Annotated in this window: 10 protein-coding genes; 4 read left to right on the top strand and 6 right to left on the bottom strand. The window is 32.7% G+C overall.

Going from position 1 to position 16,210, the window contains the following annotated elements; genetic code table 11:
• Positions 1–148: 148 nt before the first annotated feature.
• From JBL43_RS04515 to pheS, 6 genes are all read right to left on the bottom strand, one after another.
• Positions 149–844 (bottom strand): ABC transporter ATP-binding protein, encoded by a 696-nt coding sequence (locus JBL43_RS04515; protein ID WP_198840281.1) that lies wholly within the window; start codon positions 842–844, stop codon positions 149–151.
• A gap of 50 nt (positions 845–894) precedes the next feature.
• Positions 895–2,373 (bottom strand): DUF5687 family protein, encoded by a 1,479-nt coding sequence (locus JBL43_RS04510; protein WP_198840280.1) that lies wholly within the window; start codon positions 2,371–2,373, stop codon positions 895–897.
• A 247-nt stretch (positions 2,374–2,620) separates the two neighbouring features.
• On the bottom strand, positions 2,621–5,968 hold the full coding sequence (locus JBL43_RS04505; protein WP_198840279.1) for a ThuA domain-containing protein: 3,348 nt from the start codon (positions 5,966–5,968) through the stop codon (positions 2,621–2,623).
• A gap of 12 nt (positions 5,969–5,980) precedes the next feature.
• Positions 5,981–7,156 carry an AIR synthase related protein gene (locus JBL43_RS04500; protein WP_198840278.1) on the bottom strand — a complete coding sequence of 392 codons (1,176 nt, stop codon included), beginning with the start codon at positions 7,154–7,156 and terminating at the stop codon, positions 5,981–5,983.
• Between the two features lie 13 nt (positions 7,157–7,169).
• Entirely contained in the window at positions 7,170–7,607 is a 438-nt protein-coding gene (locus JBL43_RS04495) for a retropepsin-like aspartic protease (protein ID WP_198840277.1), read from the bottom strand.
• Positions 7,608–7,609: 2 nt separating this feature from the next.
• A complete protein-coding gene (pheS, locus tag JBL43_RS04490) occupies positions 7,610–8,641 on the bottom strand; it encodes a phenylalanine--tRNA ligase subunit alpha (RefSeq protein WP_198840544.1) in 1,032 nt (343 codons plus the stop codon).
• A gap of 205 nt (positions 8,642–8,846) precedes the next feature.
• Between pheS and gdhA (JBL43_RS04485) the strand changes: the two genes are divergently transcribed.
• From gdhA (JBL43_RS04485) to dinB, 4 genes are all read left to right on the top strand, one after another.
• Complete coding sequence (gene gdhA, locus JBL43_RS04485) at positions 8,847–10,190, top strand: NADP-specific glutamate dehydrogenase (protein WP_198840276.1); 1,344 nt, start codon at positions 8,847–8,849, stop codon at positions 10,188–10,190.
• Between the two features lie 262 nt (positions 10,191–10,452).
• Positions 10,453–13,485: a PEP/pyruvate-binding domain-containing protein gene (locus JBL43_RS04480; RefSeq protein WP_198840275.1), complete on the top strand. Its 3,033-nt coding sequence runs from the start codon at positions 10,453–10,455 to the stop codon at positions 13,483–13,485.
• A gap of 151 nt (positions 13,486–13,636) precedes the next feature.
• On the top strand, positions 13,637–14,974 hold the full coding sequence (gene gdhA, locus JBL43_RS04475) for an NADP-specific glutamate dehydrogenase (RefSeq protein ID WP_198840274.1): 1,338 nt from the start codon (positions 13,637–13,639) through the stop codon (positions 14,972–14,974).
• 114 nt (positions 14,975–15,088) lie between these two features.
• Complete coding sequence (gene dinB, locus JBL43_RS04470) at positions 15,089–16,180, top strand: DNA polymerase IV (protein WP_198840273.1); 1,092 nt, start codon at positions 15,089–15,091, stop codon at positions 16,178–16,180.
• The last annotated feature ends 30 nt before the right edge of the window (positions 16,181–16,210 follow it).

Genomic DNA, 16,210 nt, shown 5'->3' with positions numbered 1-16,210 from the left:
ATGAGCTCGACTCGGTAGCTTCAAAACAAAATATATTTTATTTTTCACTAATCCTCAAGGGACAATTATATGTTTAATATTAGATGAGGGACTAAATTAGTTTCTAGAATAAGCTCCGTTTCCTTCGGAGAGGGCTGGGGATAGGATTTTACACTGAAAAATGACCTTCTAATTCTTTTAAGGTAGCTTCTGAAGTTTCAATATCTTTAATCAATTCTCCTTTTTCTAAAACAACAATACGTTCACAAACTTCAGTAACATGACCAAGGTCGTGACTAGAAATTAAGACCGTGGTTTTATTTTCTTCTGTTAAAGACTTTAATAATTTTTTAAGGCGAATTTGTGTGGTTGGGTCTAAATTGGCAAAAGGCTCATCTAAAATAATAACTTCAGGGTTACCGATTAAAGCAGCTACAATACCCGCTTTTTTCTGATTACCCTTAGATAAGTCACGTAAATATTTACGTTTTCCTATAATTTCACCATTAAATAATTCTTCAAAAGGTTCTAAAAAAGTATCAACATCGGCTTTATTCATGCCACGTAATTCACCAATAAAATAGAAATATTCTTCAGGGGTTAGGTAGCCAATTAAAAAACTCTCATCAATAAAAGCGGCTGTAAATGGTTTCCAATCTTCACTTTTATCTACTTGAATTTCATTATTTGTAATAGCACCTGTAGTAGGTTGTATTAAGTCTAACAATAGATTGAAAAAAGTAGTTTTTCCAGCACCATTATTTCCAACCAATCCAAAGGATTGCCCCTTCGGAATTTCTAAATTCTCTAAATGTAAAACCGTGGTTTGTCCGTATTTTTTTGAAATATTTGCTACTTTTATCATTATTGAGATGTTTTGTTTGTTATTACTGAATCAGAACTAAATAAAACAATTTAGCTGTCCTGATCAAAGGCATTAATCATTTTATATTTTGTATTTATATAACTTTTGGTAATACCTTTCATGATTTTTTCATGAAAAACAATTCCTACAATTCCTAAAATGATGAGGGTTGCAATACCTGCTTCAAAATTGATAAACTTATAAGGAATATAAAAGAAAATCATTGGTATAAACATTAATGGAAATCCGATAATCCATTGCACGGCTCCGGTACCTTGATAATTAAATGCAGCTCGTTGGGTTAAATCAATTTTTTTACGATTAAAAGAACCGCCATATAAAAGCACATGCGTATTAACTCCAATGTTATAGATCATAGCTGCAAAATGAACCACTAAAACTTTCCAACCAAAATAAACATAAGGTATGCTGATCACAAACATTAATATGGCACTCATCATCATTAACGTATATTTTGAATTGAGGTATTCTTTGTATTTAATATTTTGGCTCATCAATAATTTATAATAGCCACTATCCCAAGCGGGAATAAATTGACCAAAATTGATCATAAAGATTCCGGTTACAAAAATGCCTACAAATACATAAAAACTAACCATATTTTGATATACAGGGTTCGGATAAAAAATGAGCCCATACAGCAAACCAATAGCAACAATAAACACGGAAGAACGTGGTCTTTTATTACGCCACAATAATTTTAAATCGAGTTGTAAAAAATGAGCTACCGAACCGAACCTGCGTGTCCATGCCATATCTGTTGTAGTGGCAATTTCGGTTTTCGCTTTTAGCGATCGGTCTATATATAATTTCTGTTTTAATAATGTGAAGTTGGCATAATACAATAAGATTAACATTCCTATTGGGATAATTAGTAATAACGAATTTGCGGTAATGGAATTTACCGCACTACCAACCAGGTCATTAAATGAAATAATATTAAAATAGTTGAGCCCAAATAAGATTCCCGAAAAAGCTAAAATGGGTAAAAATGACAATTCTGTTTCGGCAGATTTGCTTTCTATAATAAAATTTAAAAAATTAGTAATTAGTGTTAGTGTAATTATCAAAAACATCCAAGTAAGAACTACAGCGGCTCCATAACCATTAATAAGTAAAATAACACCAAAAGGAATTACTGTAAATAAGGGTAAAAAATTAAAAAATGAAATGGCTGATTTTCCTAAAACATAATGTAAAATACTACTCCGTTTTATGGGTAAAGTTAGTAATGGTTTTATGTTCATTACCGGTAATTTTTGAAAGAAAAATCGCATTAATAAATCACCTAATAACCAATAGAACAAATAACCATTTACAATGAGTAATGGGTCTTGAGTTGGGAATTTATCCTTCAACAAGGGATAAAGTCCAAAGCCAAGTCCTAAAAACATTAGAATAAAGTAAAGTGCAAAAAATACCATAACAATATTTAATGCCATGCTTTTCTGCCAATACGAAGAGCGGAAAAACTGTTTCCATTGTAAGCTGAAAAATCTTGTGATCATGTTGTTGATTTGAAATATTAGTAGTAACAACTTTATTTTTGTTACAAGATAGAATATTTATATGTCATTTAACTATTGAAAAGAGGGGCCGTTTAAGGGTAAATTAAAACGCAACATCTTTAAATTAAATAAGGTTTCAATAGCTTTGTAGTATAGTATCAATCAAATATAATAAAACGCAACTTTTAAGGAGGTTTTGACTTTAGTTTCCCCTCCTAAGAGGGGAGCTAGGTTTATATCTCTACATCTAATAATTTAACTGCATTGCATTTGCATTACAGATGAATTGTTTAGTGTCTGCTTCATTTTTAAAGACTAGAAATAAGTCTGTAACTTCATTTGTAGGAGTAATTTTTATGTTAGATACTTTTAATTCGCCCTTGTCTTTGTTGAAATAATCCAATTTAGTTGTACCAATTATTTTACCAGTTTTTGAACCAATTCTTATTTCTAATATTCCTTTGTAATTATAATTTTCGCCAAAATATGCAGTAAAATCGATACTTTTCAATCCGTTCAAATCTATTTTGTTGAATTTTAGAAAGGATTTATCCTTAATGGAGCCCACCAAAGAATAACCTTTTGCCTTCCAGTTGTTTAGTCCTTCACTTTTTTTATTCGCTTTTTGAGCTCGTAGATAAGGTGGTTTGAAAATGAGTTGCTTACGTCCGGTTAATTCAGCACTTTCTAAACCTTCTTTTCCTTTATCGGTATAAGAAGCAGTTAGAATGTAAGCACCATTTTTATCATTTGTATCATGTTCATTAAAAACTAAGGTTCCTTTTAGCGGCAATAATTTGGTGTTATCACTTTCTAATTTTAATGATATAACATAATCAACAATTTTGTTGGCATCACTTGTACTTAATGTGGGGTGTGCTACCATCATGGTTTCTCCCCAAACTCCTGAACCTCCATTTATAATTTTGTTAATCAGATATCCGATGTCTTTTTTACTATATTTATTAGCAATATCCTTATAACTGGGGCCATTCACTTTTTTATCAATAGCATGGCAAGCCTTACAATCAGCATTGTCAATGATTGTTTTACCTTCAGGGTCTATGATTTGTTGATGGCCTATGGTAGCCTTTACCATATCTCTACCTTGCGGAATGTAGTTTAAAGATACTTTAACATCTTTTTGGTCTATACCATTATTTATAGTGGTACCATCTTGTTTATCTGTTACTGAAATTTCATAAGCAACAGTTTTTCCTTTCCAGTAAAAAGGATTGGATTCATCAGTTGTAATGGTAATTTCAGGGATGTCATTACCTACAAGTATTTTTTGACTAGCTGTTGCACTTTCGCCTAACTTATCAGTAACTTTTAGTTCAACAGTATAGCTGCCAATTTTGTCAAAAGTAAGCGTTGGGTTTATTTCTGTAGATTGAACTTCGCCATTATAAGACCACTCATAAGTTAGTTCATCATTGTCGTAATCTTCAGACAAATCACCTTTAAAATTAATAGTGAGTGGCTCACCTCCAATCGTATGGTCATTTTTAATCGTAGCGATAGGTTTTCTATTCCCTTTAATATATTCAATACGGTCTAAACGTGCATCCATATTTCTTGAATTCCAAGATTGACCATATTCTAAAACATACATATTACCATCAGAACCAAAAATCATATCCATAGGATGAGAAAATTCAGAATTTGGCATAAAAGCATCCGCTTTAACATAGTCGTAATTATTATCTAAAGTAACCACATAAATCCAGTCACGCATCCACTCATAAACGAATAATTTATTTTCAAAATACTCAGGAAAAGTTTCCTTTGCATTTGGTGAATCATCTTTGTGGAAAACGGGACCCGACATTGGGTTTACACCTCCAATTCCCAACCATGGAAATTCTTCAGAGGCATCATAAGAAAACCAAATTTGTGATTCTTTTACAGGCGGTAATTTTTGAAGACCTGTATTGTTTGGTGAGTTGTTGATGATATTATTTGGGTCAAATTTTGGACCTGATGTGTTTGTGGTAAAATCAAAATCATTATAGGGTTGGTTGTTTCCTCGAGTGTATGGCCAACCATAGTATCCGGCTTCTCTAGCTTGGTCAAATTCACCCATACCTTTAGGCCCTCTGTTAGGATTATCTTTCCCCGCATCAGGGCCTATATCTCCCCAATATACAAAACCTGTTTTACTATCAATAGAAAGTCGAAATGGATTTCTATTACCCATTATATAAATTTCTGGACGTGTTTTATCAGTGCCTTCTGGGAATAAATTTCCTTTTGGGATAGAATAAGTGCCATTATCTTCAGGTTTAATTCTAAGAATTTTTCCGCGTAAATCATTGGTGTTTGAAGCTGATTTTTGAGCATCCCAAAGTGCTCTACCTTCTCGCTCATCAATAGGAGCGTATCCGTCAGATTGAAACGGATTGGTATTGTCGCCAATCGTTATAAATAAATTGCCTTTTGGGCCAAATTCTAATGCACCACCACTATGGCAGCATTTTCTTATAACAGGTATTTCAAGTAATAATTTTTCAGACTCAAGTAGGAGTTTGTTGTCAACCAAATCAAAACGAGAAATATGCTGTAGAGGTTCATCTCCAGGTTTAGAATAAAAGAGGTAAATCCAGTTATTTTTTTCATAGTTAGGGTCAACTGCTAAGCCTAATAAACCATCTTCATTTCCATAAAACACATCTAGTTTGGCAATTTCCTTTGTTTTGTTCTCTTTAAAGTCAAATAATTTTAAAGTACCTCTTCTTTCAATAAATAAGATACCTTTTCCAGGTAACTCATCCAACTCCATGGGTTCATCAAGGTTAAAATCTAATACCGTTTTTACAAATCTATTTTCTTCAGGAATTTTTTCGGTGGTTGCTTTTCCGTAATCTAAAACATTATCACCAATAGTATAATTTATACCTCCCAATAAATGATCAATAAATTTAGGGTTTTTATAGGTTTCATCTGTATGTCCAAGTTCGGTGTAAAAAGCTTTACCCCCATCAAAATCGTGGTACCAGCTAATCGGGTGGTTTTCACGGTTTTTTCCTCCTTTATAACTATTTTCATCTACTTTAATCAGTACATTAATATCAGGATTGATATTTTTGAAATTATACCATTCGTCAGTTTTTATCCAAGTACTGTCCAGATGTTGCGTTGAAAGATGTTTATGATCAACTATAGTTAAGGTAGCTTCTTGAATTTTAGGATGGTTTTCGAAATAGGCACCGGCTAATTTACCATACCAAGGCCAATCATATTCCGTATCGGTTGCAGCGTGTATACCTACATAACCACCACCTGCTTGAATATAACGTTCAAAATTTGATTGTTGACTTTGATTTAAAACATCACCAGTCGTATTTAAGAATACAACTGTTGCATATGTTTTTAATTTTTCTTCAGTAAACCAATTGGCATTATCAGTAGTATCAACTAAAAAACCATTTTCAGCTCCCATTTTTAGAATAGCGGCTGCACCAGCGGGTATAGATTTATGTTTAAATCCTGCTGTTTTGGTAAAAACAAGGATTTTTTTCTCTTTTGATTTTGTGGTACACGAAATAGCCAACATTAAGATAATAATGGTGGTAAGCTTTAAAATTGATTTCATTTATGGATTGGGTTAGTACACAAATGTACCAAATTCACTTTTAATAGTAAGTTTTTTTATTGGAGACACTTCAACTTTTCCGATAATTTGAGCATCGACATTAAATGAATTAGAAATTTCAATGATGTCATTAGCAATGGCTTCAGGAACATACAATTCCATTCTATGACCACAATTAAATACTTGATACATTTCTCTCCAATCGGTATTAGACTGTTCTTGAATCAATTGAAACAAAGGAGGTACATCAAATAAATTATCTTTGATGATGTGTAAATTGTCTATAAAATGAAGAATTTTGGTTTGTGCCCCACCACTACAATGCACCATTCCGTTAATTTCAGATCTATATTGCTTCAAAATTTCGCTGATTATAGGAGCGTAAGTTCTGGTTGGTGAAAGTACCAATTTACCAGCATTTATAGGTGAATTTTCAATAGCATCCGTAAGTTTTACCTTTCCAGAATATACTAAATCTTCAGGTACAGCGTGATCATAACTTTCCGGATATTTTTCTGCTAAGTACTTTCCAAAAACATCATGTCTGGCAGAGGTTAAACCGTTACTACCCATTCCGCCATTATATTCAGTTTCGTAAGTTGCTTGTCCAAAAGAAGACAATCCAACAATTACATCACCCGCTTTTATATTCGCATTATCAATAACATCACTACGTTTTAACCTTGCTGTTACGGTAGAATCTACAATTATGGTTCTTACTAAATCGCCAACATCGGCAGTTTCTCCTCCAGTTGATTTTATAGTAACCCCATGTTTTTCTAAGTCGGTAATTAGTTCTTCTGTACCGTTTATTATGGCAGAGATTACATCTCCGGGAATTAAGTTTTTGTTTCGCCCAATGGTTGATGAAAGTATAATATTATCCGTTGCTCCAACACATAATAAATCATCAACGTTCATAATTAATGCATCTTGAGCAATACCTTTCCAAACTGAAATGTCGCCAGTTTCTTTCCAATACATATAAGCCAATGAAGATTTTGTACCCGCACCATCTGCATGCATAATCAGGCAATAGTCATCATCATTAGTTAAATAATCAGGAACTATCTTACAGAAGGCTTTTGGAAAAAGTCCTTTGTCTATATTGCTTATGGCTTTATGTACATCTTCTTTTGATGCAGAAACGCCTCTGAGGTTATATCGTTGGTCTGAAGATGAGCTCATTTTTTTATTGGTTTTATTTTGAAAGGTATAATTTACGCTTTTTGTAATCTATAATAGCATTGCCTTTCTCTAAAACATCAGCACCAATAATTCCGTTAACTGGTTTGGCTTCTTGTTTTGTTAGGGCGTTATTAATATGTGCTAAATCAATTAATACAAGGGGTATTTTTTTTATTTTGAAATCGCTTATTTCAATTTTATTTTTTTTAGAAATTTGAGTATCAATTTCTGCTGAACCTGCACCTGCAGCTTTATGTTCTGAATCTTCAGTTTTTAAACCAAAAGTTTCTATCTCATCAAAACCAACACATGAGTTTGAAGCACCAGTATCTAAAATAAATCGTCCTTTTACACCATTAATTTTGGCTTTTATTTCAAAATGATTGGTGGCAATTTTTTTTAATTTGATGCTAATGTACTTTTTGTTTAATAAAAAGGCTTTCAGACTCATATTTAAATCACAGATTTAAATTGTTCTAAAAATCGGATGTCATTTTCAAAAAGCATTCTAATATCTGGAATTTGGTATAACAACATTGCAATACGTTCAATACCCATTCCAAATGCAAATCCACTATATTTTTCAGGATCAATTTTAGTGTTTTTCAAGACATTAGGGTCAACCATACCGCAACCCATAATTTCTAACCAGCCAGTTCCTTTTGTTATTTTATAATCTGTTTCTGTTTTTAACCCCCAGTAAATATCAACTTCCGCACTTGGTTCTGTAAAAGGAAAATAAGAAGGACGTAATCTGATTTTAGATTTGCCAAACATTTCTTTTGTAAAATAAATCAAGGTTTGTTTTAAATCAGCAAAGGAAACATCTGTATCTATATACAATCCTTCCACTTGATGAAAAATACAATGCGAACGGGCAGAAATGTCTTCATTTCTAAAAACTCTACCTGGAGAAATAGTTCTAATTGGAGGTTTATTATTCTCCATATACCGTATCTGCACAGAAGAGGTATGTGTTCTTAACAGCATATCTTTCTCTACATTTTTATGCTTTTCAACAAAAAATGTATCCTGCATATCTCTTGCGGGATGGTATTCTGGTAAGTTTAACGCAGTGAAATTATGCCAATCATTTTCTATCTCAGGGCCCTCAGAAATGGTGAACCCAATGCGAGAAAAAACATCGATAATCTGATTTTTAACAATAGAAATAGGATGTCTTGCACCCAATTCAATAGGTTCAGCCGGCCTTGATAAGTCTCCATAGAAACTTTTTTGTTCGCCATGGCCTTCAAGAGCACTATTCAGCGTTTCAACCTTATTTTCAGCTGTAGTCTTTAAAGTGTTTAGAGCTTGACCAAATTCCTTTTTTTGCTTTGGGTCTACGTTTTTAAATTCAGCAAATAAGCCTTTTAATAAACCTTTACTGCCTAAATATTTTATACGAAATGCTTCAATTTCTTCTTTTGAATTTGAATTAAAAGCACTGACTTCGTTAATGAATTCTTTTACTTTGTCTAACATTGATTGTTTAACTTGGTTTGCAAATTTAAGGTTTTTCATCAATTAAGCAGAATAGTTTTTTATTAATCTATTCCCAAAGTAAAGAAGATGATTTTAGTGGTTAAAAGATTTGCAAATAATTAAGGTTTTCAAAGAAAGAAAACTGCATTTTAATTACTTTTGTTATGAATTTATTGATGAAACCTTAAAATTTACTTCCTAAATTATGAAATCGAAAATTAAAGATTTTATGGGTTACGTTAAACTACGTAATACCAACGAGCCTGAGTTTTTACAAGCAGTGCATGAAGTTGCAGAGACTGTTATTCCATTTATAGAAGATAACCATAAGTATAAAGACAAGATGTTGTTAGAACGAATGGTTGAACCTGAGCGTACACTGATGTTTAGAGTGCCTTGGCTTGATGATAAAGGAAAGATACAGGTAAATAGAGGGTATCGCATAGAGTTTAATTCTGCTATTGGTCCGTATAAAGGAGGATTGCGATTTCATCCATCAGTAAATATTAGTATTCTTAAATTTTTAGGTTTTGAGCAAGTTTTTAAAAATTCGCTAACCACATTGCCAATGGGGGGTGGTAAAGGAGGTTCTGATTTTAACCCAAAAGGAAAATCAGATAATGAAGTCATGAAATTTTGCCAAGCATTTATGTCAGAATTATTCCGTCATATTGGTGAGAATACAGACGTGCCTGCGGGTGATATTGGAGTAGGAGGTAGAGAAATTGGATTTTTATTTGGGCAGTATAAAAAATTAAGAAATGAGTTTACAGGTGTTTTAACTGGTAAAGGAATGTCATTTGGAGGTTCATTAATTAGACCTGAAGCTACAGGTTATGGTACCGTATATTTTGCCGAAAACATGCTAAAGACACAGAATAAAAGTATAAAAGGAAAAATAGTTTTGGTTTCTGGTTCTGGTAATGTGGCACAATATGCTTGTGAAAAAGCAACGCAATTAGGGGCAAAAGTGGTTACGATGTCAGATTCTTCTGGATATATTTATGATGAAGATGGAATAGATGCTCATAAGTTGGCCTTTATTATGGAATTAAAAAATGTAAAACGTGGAAGAATAGACGAGTATTTAAAAAAATACCCAACTGCGAAATTTTATAAAGATGAAAAACCATGGACTATAAAATGTGATATTGCTATGCCATGTGCTACGCAAAACGAGTTAAATGAAGAGAATGCAAAAACCTTGATAAAAAATGGTTGTTTTTGTGTTTGTGAAGGTGCTAATATGCCAAGTACAGCCGAAGCTATTCGAGTTTTTCAAGCTGCTAAAATATTATTTTCACCTGGTAAGGCTTCAAATGCGGGAGGCGTTTCTGTTTCCGGATTAGAAATGAGTCAAAACTCTTTACGTTATAATTGGACAAATGACAAAGTAGATACTAAATTGCATGAAATTATGAATGATATTCATGATGTTTGTGTAACCTATGGTAAGGATGAAGATGGTTATGTAGACTATGTTAAAGGTGCAAATATTGCAGGCTTTGTAAAAGTAGCCGACGCCATGTTAGGGCAAGGAGTAGTTTAATAGTGGTGTAAGATTTTATGGAGTATGATATAATTATGGAATGAAATAGTGATTGACTATCAGTAGTTGATAACTGTTAATTTATAACCTGATTGTACCTGTTTTATTTAAGTATAATGTTCAGGTCATTTTTTTAAATAAAGATAACTTTTGCAATTGTTAATGCTTGTACCTTCCCTATGTTTTAAAATTAGAACCAAAATTAACGACACTGAAATTACCCATCAAATAATTCCTATCTTTGTTATAAACACATTCATCAATGCCTAAAAAGACACTTCCAGATTTAAAAACATACGTTTTTGAACATTTTGCATTTGAACAATTGATGCAAAATAGAATAAACAAAGTGCTTATTGTTTGTTCTAATTACGATTATTATATGTTGGAAGAGGATGGTAGAATTGATGAACGAATTTTTAATGAATACACAGCTTTAAATTTAAGATACCCTCCTACTTTTTTACATGCCAATTCTGCTAAAAAGGCATTGAAAATATTAGGTTCCGATCATATAGATCTTGTAATTACTTGGCTAGATATTGGTAGTTATAAGGCGTTTGAAACGTCTATGCAGTTAAAAAAATTCTTTCCTAATGTGCCAATAGCCGCATTGAGTCATTACTCATCTGAATTAAGGAGGAAAATTTTAAGAGAGAATACAGGTATCATTGACTATGTTTTTCATTGGAATGGTAATGTAGATATTTTTTTAGCGATTATAAAATTGGCAGAAGATAGGCTGAATGCTGATAAAGATATCAATGAAATTGGTGTTAAAGCTATTTTATTGGTAGAAGATTCGTTGCGGTTTTATTCTAGATATTTACCCGTTATTTATAAGATTATTTTAAAGCAAACACGGTCATTTATGTCAGAAGGCTTAAATGAGCACCGTGCAATGAATTTGATGCGTGGACGGCCAAAAATTTTATTGGCTACGCATTACGAAGAGGGATTGGCTTTGTTTGAAAAATATAAAGACAATTTATTGGGTGTAATTTCAGATGTAAACTATTTTAAAGATGGTAAACGTGACCCTACAGCGGGTTTTCAATTTTTAAAATATGTAAGAAGTATAGAACGGTATTTTCCTTTTCTGATAGAATCTTCAGATATCGAAAATGAAAAAATAGCATTAGAATTAAAAGGTAAATTTTTGTGGAAACACTCTGAAACCATTGAGTTAGAATTAAAAAATTACATTACAAAATATTTTTCTTTTGGCGACTTTGAATTTTGGGATCCAGAACAACATTTAGTTTTAATGACCGTAAAAGATTTAAATGCATTTCAAAATGCTTTGGCTATTGTTACAAAAGAATCAATGACCTATCATGCCATAAGAAGTGAGTATTCTAAGTGGTTGCGGTCAAGAGCACTTTTTCCACTAGCAAATTTGTTTAAAAATGTAGAATATGCAGATTTTGAAGATGCTGAAGAAATTAGAACCTTTTTAATTGAAGCTATAAAAGCGTATCGAATCTATAGATCTAGAGGTGTAATTTCTAAATTTAATAAAAATAAATACGACAAATATTTAGGATTTGCTAGAATTGGGGATGGAGCTTTAGGTGGAAAAGGAAGAGGTCTGGCATTTATAGATTCTTTTTTAAAACGCAATCGCTTATTTAAAAAGTTTGATGATGTGCTTATATCTATACCACGAACAGTAGTTTTAAGTACGGAAGTTTTTGACGAATTTATGGAAGAGCATAAGCTCTTTAAATTTGCTGCACATTGTGATGATGAGAATGAGATTTTAGATGAATTTGTTTCAAAACCTTTACCAGGATGGGTAATGGAAGATATAAAAGCATTCTTAAAAGTTACCAAACATCCTGTAGCAATTCGATCTTCTAGTGTTTTAGAAGATTCACATTATCAGCCGTTTGCAGGTGTTTTTGCGACCTATATGCTTCCTAAAACCAAACCGAAGCAAATGTTAGAGATGGTTTCTAATGCTGTAAAATCTGTAATGGCTTCTGCCTTTTTTCAGAATAGTAAATTGTATTTAAAAGCCACTTCTCATACCGTCGAAGAAAATAGAATGGCGGTAATTTTACAAGAAATTACAGGTACACAATATGATGATGTCTTTTATCCTAATATTTCTGGTGTTGCTCGTTCCATTAACTTCTATCCAATTGGAAACGAAAAACCTAATGAAGGTATCGCCAATATCGCCTTAGGATTAGGAGAAATAATTGTGGGTGGTGGACAAACGTTACGATTTTCTCCGTATCATCCCAAGAAAATAATACAATTGTCAACGCCAGGATCTACTCAGCGAGAAACACAGCAATATTTTTATGCGTTAGATATGAATCCTAATAGTTATGTTGCTTCTACAAGTCAAACAATCAATAAAAAGAAAATTACCATTAGACAAGCGGAGAAGCACGGTTCGTTAAAATTTGTGGCATCTACCTATGATTTGCAAAATAACATGATAAGACCCGGTGTAATGCATGACGGAATTCGTGTTATTACATTTGATAACATTTTAAAGTATGGTACTTTTCCTTTGCCAGAAATACTTCAGGAATTATTGCGTGTTGGGCAACGTGAAATGAGAAATCCCATAGAAATTGAATTTGCCGTTAAGTTAGATGTACCTCAAGGGAAACCGAGACAATTTAGTTTTTTACAAATTCGACCTATTGTCGAGAGTAACGAAACATTGAGCATGTTGCCAAATAATTTTGATGTAGCAGACACTATTATTTATTCAGAATCGGCATTAGGAAATGGAAAATATGATGATATCTGTGATTTTGTATATGTAAAACCAGAAACATTCAATTCAGCGAGCACAAGGCAAATTGCAAAAGCTGTTGAATTGATAAATAAAAAATTTACAGAAGAGCATAAAAAGTATATTTTAGTCGGACCTGGCAGATGGGGATCTAGTGATTCATGGTTGGGTATTCCTGTCATATGGCCTCAAATTTCTGCAGCAAAAGTAATTGTAGAAGCAGGGCTGAATGATTTTAGAATTGACCCGAGTCAAGGCACTCACTTTTTTCAAAATTTAACTTCGTTTAATGTGGGCTATTTAACAATTAATCCGTTTTTAAATGATGGCTTTTTTGATGTAGATTATTTGAATAGTCAAGAAGCGGTATATGAAGATGATTTTTTACGACATATTCAGTTTGATTCTCCACTTTCGGTAATTATTGAAGGTAAAAATAATAAAGCGGCAATTTTTAAATCTGGATATCAGATTGATAATGATGCATCTGAATTAGATATTTCTATAGATGATTTACCCCCTGAAGGTTTTATGTAGTTTTTTTGAGGATTTAATATAATGTCATAACTTATGTAAGTTGAAATTATCAAATTGCATAAATAATTAGTTATAATTTGCTGAAAATAGAATTTAATAATTGTAATTTTGTTATGAGTTTTACGTTTTAAAATAAATAAAATATACAAACATGAATGTAAAAGAAATCTTAAACAATCTAGAAACAAAACACCCCGGAGAAAAAGAATATTTACAGGCGGTGCATGAGGTACTAGAATCTATAGAGAACATTTATAATGAAAATCCACAATACGCGTCAGCAAAAATTATTGAAAGGCTAGTAGAACCAGATCGTGTTTTTACTTTCAGAATTTCATGGGTTGATGATAATGGCGAAGTTCAAGTTAATTTAGGTCATAGAATTCAGTTTAATAACGCTATTGGTCCATATAAAGGCGGTATTCGTTTGCACCCAAGTGTAAACTTAAGTATTCTTAAATTTTTAGGTTTTGAACAAATCTTCAAAAATGCATTGACAACGCTTCCAATGGGAGGTGCTAAAGGAGGATCTGATTTTAACCCTAAAGGGAAATCAGATGCTGAAATAATGCGTTTTTGTCAAGCTTTTATGCTTGAATTATGGAGGGTCATTGGACCGAATACAGATGTGCCTGCTGGTGATATAGGAACTGGTGGACGTGAAATTGGGTTCATGTATGGTATGTACAAAAAATTACAACAAGAAAATACAGGCGTATTTACAGGTAAAGGTTTAAATTGGGGCGGAAGCTTAATTAGACCAGAAGCTACTGGCTTTGGAGGTACTTATTTTACCAAAGAAATGTTAGATACACAAAATGACAATTTTAAAGGGAAAACAGTTACTCTTTCAGGATTTGGGAACGTAACATGGGGAGTTGCTTTAAAAGTTACAGAATTGGGAGGTAAAGTAGTTACCATTTCTGGTCCTGATGGTTATGTATACGATGAAAAAGGGTTGGATGCTGATAAAATAGATTATTTATTAGCCTTAAGAGCTTCAAATAATGATATCGTTTCTCCATATGTTCAAGAGTTTCCTGAAGCTAAATTTTATCCAGGTGAAAAACCTTGGAGTGTAAAATGTGATATCGCTATGCCATGTGCAACGCAAAATGAATTGAATGGTGAAGATGCTCAGAAATTAGTGGATAATGGCGTAAAATATGTGTCAGAAGTTTCTAATATGGGCTGTACACCTGATGCAATTGAGGTCTTCCATAAAAACAAAATATTATTTGCACCTGGAAAAGCAGTAAATGCTGGTGGTGTTGCCGTTTCTGGTTTAGAAATGTCTCAGAATGCTATGAAATTAAATTGGCCAATGGAAGAAGTTGATTCGAAATTACATCAAATAATGACTTCTATACATACGGCGTGTATAAAATATGGAACAGAACCTGATGGATATGTAAATTATGTAAAAGGAGCAAATATTGCTGGGTTTATAAAAGTTGCTGATGCCATGATGGATCAAGGCGTAGTGTAAAAATACATAAATTGGAATTTTATATAAAAGATAAAAAAAACTCGCCTATAGGCGAGTTTTTTTATTCCCGTACTTAAGAAAGGGCGGGGTTGGCTTTTTTCATTATTTTTGAAGATGTCTTTATTACCTCCATACCGTAAGATAATTCATGTTGATATGGATGCATTTTATGCTTCTGTAGAGCAAATGGATAATCCTGAGTTACAAGGAATACCTTTGGCTGTTGGTGGAGGTGGAGAAAGAGGCGTTGTTGCAGCAGCTAGTTATGAGGCACGTAAATTTGGGGTACGTTCGGCGATGAGTGGTGTGTTGGCTCGAAAAAATTGTCCACATTTAACATTTGTAAAGCCTCGCTTTGCACGATACAAGGAGATCTCTACTCAAATTAGAGCGATCTTTAATCAATATACAGATTTGGTAGAGCCATTATCCTTAGATGAGGCCTATTTGGATGTGACACAGAATAAAAAGAACTTTCCTTCGGCAACGATCTTGGCTCAAGAAATTAGACAACAAATTTATAATGAAGTAGGACTGCATGCTTCGGCGGGTATTTCAATTAATAAGTTTGTGGCAAAAATTGCCTCAGATGTAAATAAGCCAAACGGTCAAAAAACGGTTCCTCCTGAAGAAGTACTTCCATTTTTAGAAGCTTTAGATATTAAAAAATTTTATGGGGTTGGTAAAGTCACGGCATCAAAAATGTACAACTTAGGTATATTTACGGGGAAGGATTTAAAAGAAAAATCATCTGAATTTTTGACGGAGCATTTTAAAAAATCAGGGAAACACTATTTTGATATTGTTAGAGGAATTCACAATGGTGAAGTTAAACCTGACCGAACCAGAAAATCTGTTGCGGCTGAACATACTTTTAATACCAATTTGACTTCGGAAATTTACATGCTCGAGAAATTGGAAATAATAGCTGAAGAATTATCTGGTAGACTTTTAAAACCAAATATTTCAGGAAAAACCATTACCTTAAAAATAAAGTATAGCGACTTTACAATACAAACTAGAAGTAAAACATTACCTTATTTTGTTAAGGATAAGAGTGTTTTATTAGAGCAGGCTAAAGATTTATTATACCAAGAAGAAATGCATGAATCTGTTAGGCTGTTGGGTATTTCACTGTCTAATTTAAATACAAATACAGTAGAAAAGGAAGAGCCTGTTGAATTTCAGTTAAAACTAGAGTTTTAAAATCTTCAATTGGAATAGTTTTTGTATATT

Origin of the sequence: Aureibaculum flavum, from assembly GCF_016406085.1 — a bacterium.
In the GTDB taxonomy this organism is placed as follows: domain Bacteria; phylum Bacteroidota; class Bacteroidia; order Flavobacteriales; family Flavobacteriaceae; genus Aureibaculum; species Aureibaculum flavum.
The sequence above is the reverse complement of the archived record's forward strand: the minus strand, read 5'-3'. Positions and strand labels throughout refer to the sequence as shown.

Bases quoted from the DNA above. Each gene is read 5' to 3' on its own strand.
- JBL43_RS04515 (WP_198840281.1), bottom strand. From the start codon at position 844: ATGATAAAAGTAGCAAATATTTCAAAAAAATACGGACAAACCACGGTT.
- JBL43_RS04510 (WP_198840280.1), bottom strand. From the start codon at position 2,373: ATGATCACAAGATTTTTCAGCTTACAATGGAAACAGTTTTTCCGCTCT.
- JBL43_RS04505 (WP_198840279.1), bottom strand. From the start codon at position 5,968: ATGAAATCAATTTTAAAGCTTACCACCATTATTATCTTAATGTTGGCT.
- JBL43_RS04500 (WP_198840278.1), bottom strand. From the start codon at position 7,156: ATGAGCTCATCTTCAGACCAACGATATAACCTCAGAGGCGTTTCTGCA.
- JBL43_RS04495 (WP_198840277.1), bottom strand. From the start codon at position 7,607: ATGAGTCTGAAAGCCTTTTTATTAAACAAAAAGTACATTAGCATCAAA.
- pheS (WP_198840544.1), bottom strand. From the start codon at position 8,641: ATGTTAGACAAAGTAAAAGAATTCATTAACGAAGTCAGTGCTTTTAAT.
- gdhA (WP_198840276.1), top strand. From the start codon at position 8,847: ATGAAATCGAAAATTAAAGATTTTATGGGTTACGTTAAACTACGTAAT.
- JBL43_RS04480 (WP_198840275.1), top strand. From the start codon at position 10,453: ATGCCTAAAAAGACACTTCCAGATTTAAAAACATACGTTTTTGAACAT.
- gdhA (WP_198840274.1), top strand. From the start codon at position 13,637: ATGAATGTAAAAGAAATCTTAAACAATCTAGAAACAAAACACCCCGGA.
- dinB (WP_198840273.1), top strand. From the start codon at position 15,089: ATGTCTTTATTACCTCCATACCGTAAGATAATTCATGTTGATATGGAT.